The organism is Oleiphilus sp. HI0080 (assembly GCF_001635135.1).
In genome coordinates, this window is record NZ_LWFU01000457.1 from 1 (window position 1) to 7,607 (window position 7,607).

General features: G+C 48.4%; 7 protein-coding genes. 6 read left to right on the forward strand and 1 reads right to left on the reverse strand.

What is annotated here, in order from left to right:
• Both A3751_RS09110 and A3751_RS09115 read left to right on the forward strand, forming a co-directional pair.
• Positions 1–3,353 (forward strand): pilus assembly protein (locus A3751_RS09110; protein ID WP_068454700.1); only part of this gene is annotated, 3,353 nt, incomplete at its 5' end.
• 16 nt (positions 3,354–3,369) lie between these two features.
• Positions 3,370–3,822, forward strand: a complete 453-nt coding sequence (locus tag A3751_RS09115) for a type IV pilin protein (RefSeq protein ID WP_082863142.1) — start codon at positions 3,370–3,372, stop codon at positions 3,820–3,822.
• 89 nt (positions 3,823–3,911) lie between these two features.
• Here A3751_RS09115 and A3751_RS09120 read toward each other — a convergent pair whose 3' ends face one another.
• The gene (locus A3751_RS09120) at positions 3,912–4,481 is read right to left on the reverse strand and encodes a GspH/FimT family pseudopilin (protein ID WP_068543286.1); all 570 of its coding nucleotides are present in this window, start codon (positions 4,479–4,481) and stop codon (positions 3,912–3,914) included.
• Between the two features lie 167 nt (positions 4,482–4,648).
• Here A3751_RS09120 and thiO point away from each other — a divergent pair, with 167 nt between their 5' ends.
• The 4 genes from thiO to dbpA form a co-directional block, all read left to right on the forward strand.
• A complete protein-coding gene (thiO, locus tag A3751_RS09125) occupies positions 4,649–5,713 on the forward strand; it encodes a glycine oxidase ThiO (protein WP_068454706.1) in 1,065 nt (354 codons plus the stop codon).
• A gap of 59 nt (positions 5,714–5,772) precedes the next feature.
• On the forward strand, positions 5,773–6,018 hold the full coding sequence (locus A3751_RS09130; protein ID WP_068454709.1) for a hypothetical protein: 246 nt from the start codon (positions 5,773–5,775) through the stop codon (positions 6,016–6,018).
• Between the two features lie 116 nt (positions 6,019–6,134).
• Complete coding sequence (locus A3751_RS09135; protein ID WP_068454712.1) at positions 6,135–6,368, forward strand: DUF1161 domain-containing protein; 234 nt, start codon at positions 6,135–6,137, stop codon at positions 6,366–6,368.
• 223 nt (positions 6,369–6,591) lie between these two features.
• A partial coding sequence (gene dbpA, locus A3751_RS09140) for an ATP-dependent RNA helicase DbpA (RefSeq protein ID WP_068454715.1) occupies positions 6,592–7,607 on the forward strand: 1,016 nt, incomplete at its 3' end.

Below are 7,607 nucleotides of genomic sequence, written 5' to 3' on the forward strand. Positions count from 1 at the left end.
CTGAGTGGGCGGAAGTCAATCTCACAGGGAATACGTCTTATACACTCGAAGTGCGCTACCGCGAGGGTGGTACTTTGCTTGATCAAATCGTCGTCACCAGTGCGGCGATGGCTCCATCGGGAATCTTATCCCAAGCCCTTATTCCTGCAGCCGCGACCAAAGAACAATTTTTATGTTCATCGCCTAACCCTTTGCATTATCAACTCTTTGCTCGATTCCCTGGCCGGTTTTCTGTTGATGAAGCAAAAACACAAAGCATCGATGGTCTCGCATACGACGGCTCTTGTTTAACGAAATATGAGATTGCAAATGGCTGGGTTGATGATCCAGACGACGGTGCTCCTAATGGTGTTTCTGGCGAGCTTAAAAATGTGGAAGGTCGTATTGAGCGAACCACTGCGGAAGAAAAACAGAATTTCGCAAATTGGTTTAAGTATTATCGTAAGCGCCACCAAGCGATGCGTGGAGGCTTGGCATCGGCGATGCAAGGCGTGAACGGTATTCAAACTGGTTTATTTTGGATTAATAACCGCCGATCTGTTGAAGCTGGCGACATGTTTGACATGGACACAACTACAGGAGTTAAAGACTTCTTAAGTGACCATCTAGAATATGTGAGTGGTGGTGGTACGCCGCTGCGTAGTGCGTTGAAGCATGCACTGACTGAGTACCAAAGTGCTAGTGGCCCGATAGGTAGCGAATGTCAGAAAAACTATACCTTGTTATTTACCGATGGATATAACTCCGAGAAATCCGTTGATGGTATTGGCAATGAAGACGGAAGCGCGGGTGCACCTTATCAAGATAGTTATGATGATACGCTCGGTGATATCGCCTATAAGGGCTACAGCGAACAACTAAGAACAGATTTGCCAGCGGGCAACGTGAAGGTCGCTGGAGCATGTGGAGACGGCACGGCCGAGGCTTGGGAAGATTGTAATACCAATCTACACATGAATACCTATACAGTGGGATTAGGGGCTAAAGGTACTATTTTTGGTGTTACGCACAATGACATGGAAGACGCGCACACGACGCCACCCACATGGCCTAATGTAAACAATTCTCGCGATGCGCGTCAGATCGACGATTTGTACCATGCCGCAGTGAATGGCCGTGGAGGTATGTATAGCGCGGCAACACCTGATCAGCTAAAAACTGCGCTGGGTGCAGCTCTGTCTGACATTATCGCGACCATAGGTAGCGGTTCTGGGGTCACATTCAACGCTTCTTCGTTGCAATCTACCGAAGGCACAGCGATTTTTACCTCCATCTTTAATGCGGCCGACTGGACTGGTGATGTTGGCGGCTTGTTGCTTGATCCAACCTCTGGAGCGGTCGGCGATCCTATTTGGGAGGATAGTAATGGCGATCCGACTGCAGCGGCGTATTTGTTGAATTCTCGAGATCTCGAGGATAAACCACGTACCATCCTCACGTGGGGTAAAGATGCTGACGGTAATCCTGAAGGAGCGCCATTTCAGTGGGATAGCTTACAGGACCATCAAAAGCTTGATCTGAAGACAAACCCAGATGGTAGTGTTCGTGATGCGACGTATCCTTTTGTTTCGGGTGACCCTGATTATAACAGTGATGACGCTACGAACTTTGATGCCGATGCCGATGGTAAAGCACGGTTAAATTTCCTGCGAGGTGATATTCAAGCAGACATGACGTTAGATACTTACGTGTCTGGTGCGAAGGCCAGTTATGATTTGCGAGATCGCTTGGACCCGGCCACCGGTTTGCCCAAGCGTTTAGCCGATATTGTGCACTCTGCGCCGGTTTATGTTGGTTCGCCAGCGTCAATCTGGCCAGATGATGGCTATTTTGGCGGCGCTGCGGATGATGGCTCGCAACGCTATAGTGCTTTTAAAACCGCTAAAAAGGACCGTACGCCTGCCATTTATCTTGGCGCCAATGGCGGTATGCTGCATGGTTTTAATGCCTCGGTTTCTGATTCTAACGGGGGGCAAGAGTTATTAGCTTATGTACCTAATGCGGTTTATTCGTCTTCTGCGGGTGAGGGCCTTCATTATTTGACGGACCCAAATTATTCGCACAAATACTATGTTGATTTAAGCCCGGTGGCGCAGGATGTTTATACCACGGTTGATGGTTCTAATGACATGGCGTGGAGAACAATGCTCGTTGGTGGATTGAGAGGTGGTGGTCGAGGGCTGTTTGCGCTTGATGTCACCGACCCTGTGGATTTTTCAGAAGATCCTGCCAAAGCGGCGAACACGGTTATGTGGGAATTTACCTCACAAAACGACGGCGACATGGGTTACCAATTGTCGCCGCCTATGGTCGCTATGATGAATAACGAAAAGTGGGCGGTCATCTTTGGCAACGGTCACTCCTCAGATTCTGGCTATGCAAAGCTGTTCATTTTGTTTGTGGAGGAAGGACTTGATGGAACTTGGACGCTTGGTAGCGACTATCTGAAAATTGACACTGGGGCGGGGGATTCTGTTAACAAGAATGGGCTCTCAGGCGTTACTTTGGCAGACATCGATGGCGATTATGTAGTAGATAGAATCTACGGCGGTGACTTGTACGGAAACATGTGGGCGTTCGATGTATCAGACTCCAGGACTAATCGATGGGGTATTGCGCATAAACAAGGTTCGACAACGCAACCATTGTTTAAGGCGACCGATGCTTCGGGCAATCAACAACCTATTACTGGTGCGCCAAGTATTGCTTTGAATACAGCCCAAGCCACCGGTAGTAATGATCCGAATATTTTGGTGACCTTCGGTACAGGGCAGTATTTGTCGACCGGTGATGAGACAGATCTTTCAGTGCAAAGTTACTACACCGTTTGGGATGTAAGCGAAGGTAATCGGGATCGAACTCATCTAGCTGTTCGAGAGCTGGAAGATACCGATGGCGGCGCTTCTCGTGGTGTTAAAACAAGCGCGACGGCCATCGACTGGCAGGAGGATTATGGTTGGTACTTTGATTTTATGACAGACGACACCCAAGAAGGTGAGCGAATGATCAACAGACCTTTGATCGCGGATGATGCAGATCTTGGCCCTGTCGCTATTTTTGCTTCAATGATTCCAAGTGATTCTGAATGCGCAGGAGGCGGTACTAGCATACTTTATACGGTGCCGATGCTGACAGGCTTAAACCCTGATAAGCCAATTCTAGATATCGATGGGATTGGTGTCAGACAGGGAACCTTGTTGAATCAGCCAAACCGATTGAGTGACCTGCTCTATGGTTCGAAGTCTGAATCGACAGGATTAGACGGAAGTAATATCTCGATCACGGATACGAATCTGGATACCAACTCCGCCCGAACAGGTCGTTTGGGTTGGAACGAGTTGGTTAATGACTAAACGAGGTAAATAACAAATGCTACTAATGCAAAAACAGAAAGGTTTTACCTTGATAGAGCTGATGATCGTTGTTGCGATTATAGGTATTCTCGCTTCGATAGCCTACCCCGGCTATCAAGAGTCGGTCGCTAAGACGCGTCGAGCTAATGCGCAGGGCGAAATGCTTGCCTTATCTTCGGCGCTAGAACGACGTTATTCAGAGGTTAATCATTATTCTGATGCGGCTGCTGCAGGTGCTGATACCGGAGCGCCTGATGCATCTTTATACATAATTGAACCTGAAGTAGTGCAGTTCTATACCATTACGATTTCAGAGACAGATGGAGGCGTTGCGGATACAACTGCAGCACAAAGCTACGAGATATCAGCAGTTCCAGCAGGCGGTATGACGGGGGATCGTTGCGGTACTATGACCTTAAACAGCGCTGGAGTTAAATCGCCAACAAATCCGGCTGATTGTTGGCGCTAGTCTCAGCGATAGAATAAGCGCGTTTTTCAGAGTTTTTAAAGGGTCAGGCCTCAGCGGGGTCTGACCCTTTTTTATATGAGCTAACATCGCTATGAGCAACGTACAGGGTTACCGCTGCTGTACTCGAGTATTCCGTCATTATTTCGATCTCGGCCAAAGTAAGGTCGCCCTGCAGTATTGATGATAACCGGAACCGCGGTCTTTAATTCGTCGTTTTCATGGCAGACTGTAAATGTGCCATTCTGGAAGTTGGTCATGCCATTTGCACGCATTTCTAGATAGTCTTTGTTTTGAAATGAACCCCAACGTATCTGGCTGGAATCGTTTGCGAGATCGTAAATACGTACGAGCTCATCTCCGGCATTAAAATTTTTATCTGCGTTTTTGTTGCGATAGACCAGTATCTTGTCCGACCAAGACTTGTCGCATTCGACGGAATTTTTGGTAGGGCAAAGAAAAATAGATTTACCTTCTTTAATGGCGAGACTTCGCGCAAACATGACGGCGCTTACAACACTACGGGCATTGTTTTCAACGCGGTATTTTTCAATGATTGGAAACGCGCCGAAGGCGACGCTTGTCGTAATTGTGATGATGGCGAGCGCTATCAGCAGTTCAATAAGGGTAAAGCCAAAATGGCTTTTGGGTGTCGTGAGCATATCATCAGTCCTTTGATGGTTTGTTCGTACGAGAAAGGTTAAATTGTTGCGAGTTCGTCCTGAACTCAAGCTCCATTTTCTTTTCTCAGCGCGTAGAATACAAGCCTCGCCTAAATGATTAGGCTCCATTGGTCAGATTCTAGAAATACTTTAAAGGTTTCCTGTTAATGAAAGTTGTCGTGGTTGGTGGTGGCGCAATAGGGATGTTACAAGCCCGAAGTTTTGCCGGAGAAGGCTACGATGTAGTCATTGTTGACAAAAGTGCGCTTGGGCGAGAAGCGAGCTGGGCTGGTGGCGGGATTATTTCACCACTCTATCCTTGGCGTTATTCGGAGCCGGTCACCGCACTAGCTTTACGATCGCAGGCGTTGTATCCCGATTTAGTGGCGGCACTGCATCAAGAAAGCGGCATCGATCCGGAATACTCTGGCCATGGTTTGTTGATGTTGCAGGTTGAGGGGAAAGATCAGGCGATCCGTTGGGCTGCTAAGAATGGCCCTTGGCTAGAAGAGATTAAAGCTGCGCAATTGTATGCACTCGAGCCTGCATTAGGGCAAGGCCATGAAAGCTCACTATGGATGCCGAGCGTAGGAAGTGTGCGTAACCCGCGCTTGTTGAATGCTCTACGTGCACTCATGCATGAACATCCGGCTATCGAAGTGATCGAGAATGATGGGCTGGCGCGATTTGATGAGCGTGGCGTCACCTTAGAATCTGGCAAGCGCGTAGACGCTGACCGCGTGGTATTTTGTTCTGGTGCGTGGACGTCTTCGCTCCTGCCGAATCAGCGCATAAAGATTGAGCCGGTAAAAGGCCAGATGATTGTCTTTGATGCGCCGCAAGGTTTTGTAAATCGTGTAGTTCTCAGTGACGGCCGCTATGTCATTCCCCGTCGTGATGGCAAGGTGGTCGTTGGCAGTACATTGGAATACTGCGGGTTCGATAAGACCACAAACGATGAGGCAAGACAAAGCTTGTATGGAAGCGCATTGGCCTTGTATCCAGAGCTTAAGAGATATCCTGTGATTCACCAGTGGGCCGGCTTACGTCCGGGGTCACCGAATGGCATACCGAGTATTGGACCTATTTCCGGCTACGAGAATGTATATGTAAATGCCGGGCATTTTCGCAATGGTTTGGTACTCGCGCCAGCGTCAGTGGAACTACTTAGCGATCTTGTTGCCAAGCGGGCCTCAAAAATTGACCCAAAGCCATATATCCCCAGTCCTTAAGCGGAGAATGATCTGGCTTGGGCTATACTTACGACTAAGCCCCAAAGTGGAGAAAGTGGATGAAATCATATATTGCTCAAACGGCCCTACTTGCTGCTGTGATTGGTGTAAGCGCGCCAGTCATCGCTGCAGATCAAGACTGTAAGAAACTAAAGGCCAAGGTCGAACAGGAACTGAAGGACAAGGGTGATTCAGGGTCATATGTTCGTATCTATGAAGCCGATGATAAGGTGGAAGGTAAAGAGATAGGATTTTGCTATAACGGAGCTCGTAAAGTTGTTTTGTTTGAAGTAGATCCTGCATAGCGTCATCGTCCAACGCGCATCAGGTGGAGTTTTTGGGCATTGACCGGTTTACGGGCAGCAAAAGAGAGAATCTCGACTAGTCTCCAAATGCGACTTAACTCGACCGGAGACGACTCATGAAAAATCTAATTGCTTGGCCTTTTGCCATTGCTTTGCTTTTAGCGCCTTTGCTTGCCAGTGCAGAACTCAAAGACTGTGATGAGCTGAAGGACGAGATTGAAGCGAAGATCAAGAATAACGGCGTTAAAAGTTTCAAGCTGACAATCGTTGGTAAAAGCGACGCTGCTGAAGGCGAGCAAGTTGGGAGCTGCGAGGGTGGCACCAAAAAAATCATGTATGTGAAAGGGTAGTTTGCTGATAAAACTTTGGCTGGCTTGATGGATAAACGCTCACTGAATTGATTCGTCAGAGTAAACAAGGCCAAACCTCTTCTAAGCGTCGATGCTCGTTGCTTCGCATTTCAAAATAACATAGCCGCGGTATCGTAACCGCGCGCGTATTAAACTGTTCATTTGAGCACGTAGGCTCTACACTGCGCCGATATCGTCAGCGCACTCGCTTGGAGCTATCATCTTGACTTCGTCAAACTCAGAATCTTTTTCTTCGCTTACTCTCAAACCGGAGCTTCTTGAAGCGCTGGCGCGTCTTGGCTACGCATCAATGACTGAGATTCAAGCAGCCGCTTTACCCGCCTTGCTTGATGGTAAGGATCTTATCGGTAAAGCTAAAACCGGGAGTGGTAAAACCGCGACGTTTGCCTTGTCTTTGTTGAACAAACTTCAGCCTAAGCGTTATCGCATACAAGTGTTGGTGTTGTGCCCGACAAGAGAGCTTGCGACACAAGTCGCCGATGAAACCAGAAAGCTAGCGAAGGCCATGCATAATGTTAAGGTGCTGACGCTGTGTGGAGGGCAGTCGATTGGTCCTCAAATTGGCTCTCTGGAGCATGGGGCGCACATTATTGTTGGTACGCCCGGGCGTATTCAGGATCACTTGCGCAAACGAACATTGGACTTATCTAACGTTGAGACGCTCGTGCTGGATGAAGCGGATCGTATGCTTGATATGGGCTTCATGGAGGAGGTTGAGCAGATTGCAGAACAGTGCCCGCGAGAGCGCCAAACTCTGTTATTTTCAGCAACCTTTCCAGACAAAATCGCCACTCTTGCTAAGAAAATTCTTCAAACACCTGTTCAAGTAACGGTTGAGGGCGAACATAGCGATGCGCACATTGAGCAGCGGTTTATAGAAGTAGAAGAGCGAGACAAGCTCGAGCTGCTTTCTCGGGTGTTACGCGCAACACAGGCACCAACAGCGATTGTGTTTGCGAATATGAAACAGGATTGTGCTGATATAGCGGAGTTCTTAAGCGATCAAGGTGCAAGCGCGTTAGCTTTGCATGGCGATTTAGAGCAGCGCGAGCGAGACTCAGTGTTAACTCGCTTTGTTCAAGGCAGTTGCCGAATTCTAGTTGCGACAGATGTCGCTGCCCGAGGCCTGGATGTGGACGACGTAGCCTTAGTGGTGAACGCAGATTTACCAAGAGATGATGAAGTCTACGTGCACCGTATCGGTCGAACCGGTCGAGC

Coding starts and splice junctions, on each gene's coding strand:
- A3751_RS09115 (WP_082863142.1), top strand. CDS start 3,370: ATGCTACTAATGCAAAAACAGAAAGGTTTTACCTTGATAGAGCTGATG.
- A3751_RS09120 (WP_068543286.1), bottom strand. CDS start 4,481: ATGCTCACGACACCCAAAAGCCATTTTGGCTTTACCCTTATTGAACTG.
- thiO (WP_068454706.1), top strand. CDS start 4,649: ATGAAAGTTGTCGTGGTTGGTGGTGGCGCAATAGGGATGTTACAAGCC.
- A3751_RS09130 (WP_068454709.1), top strand. CDS start 5,773: ATGAAATCATATATTGCTCAAACGGCCCTACTTGCTGCTGTGATTGGT.
- A3751_RS09135 (WP_068454712.1), top strand. CDS start 6,135: ATGAAAAATCTAATTGCTTGGCCTTTTGCCATTGCTTTGCTTTTAGCG.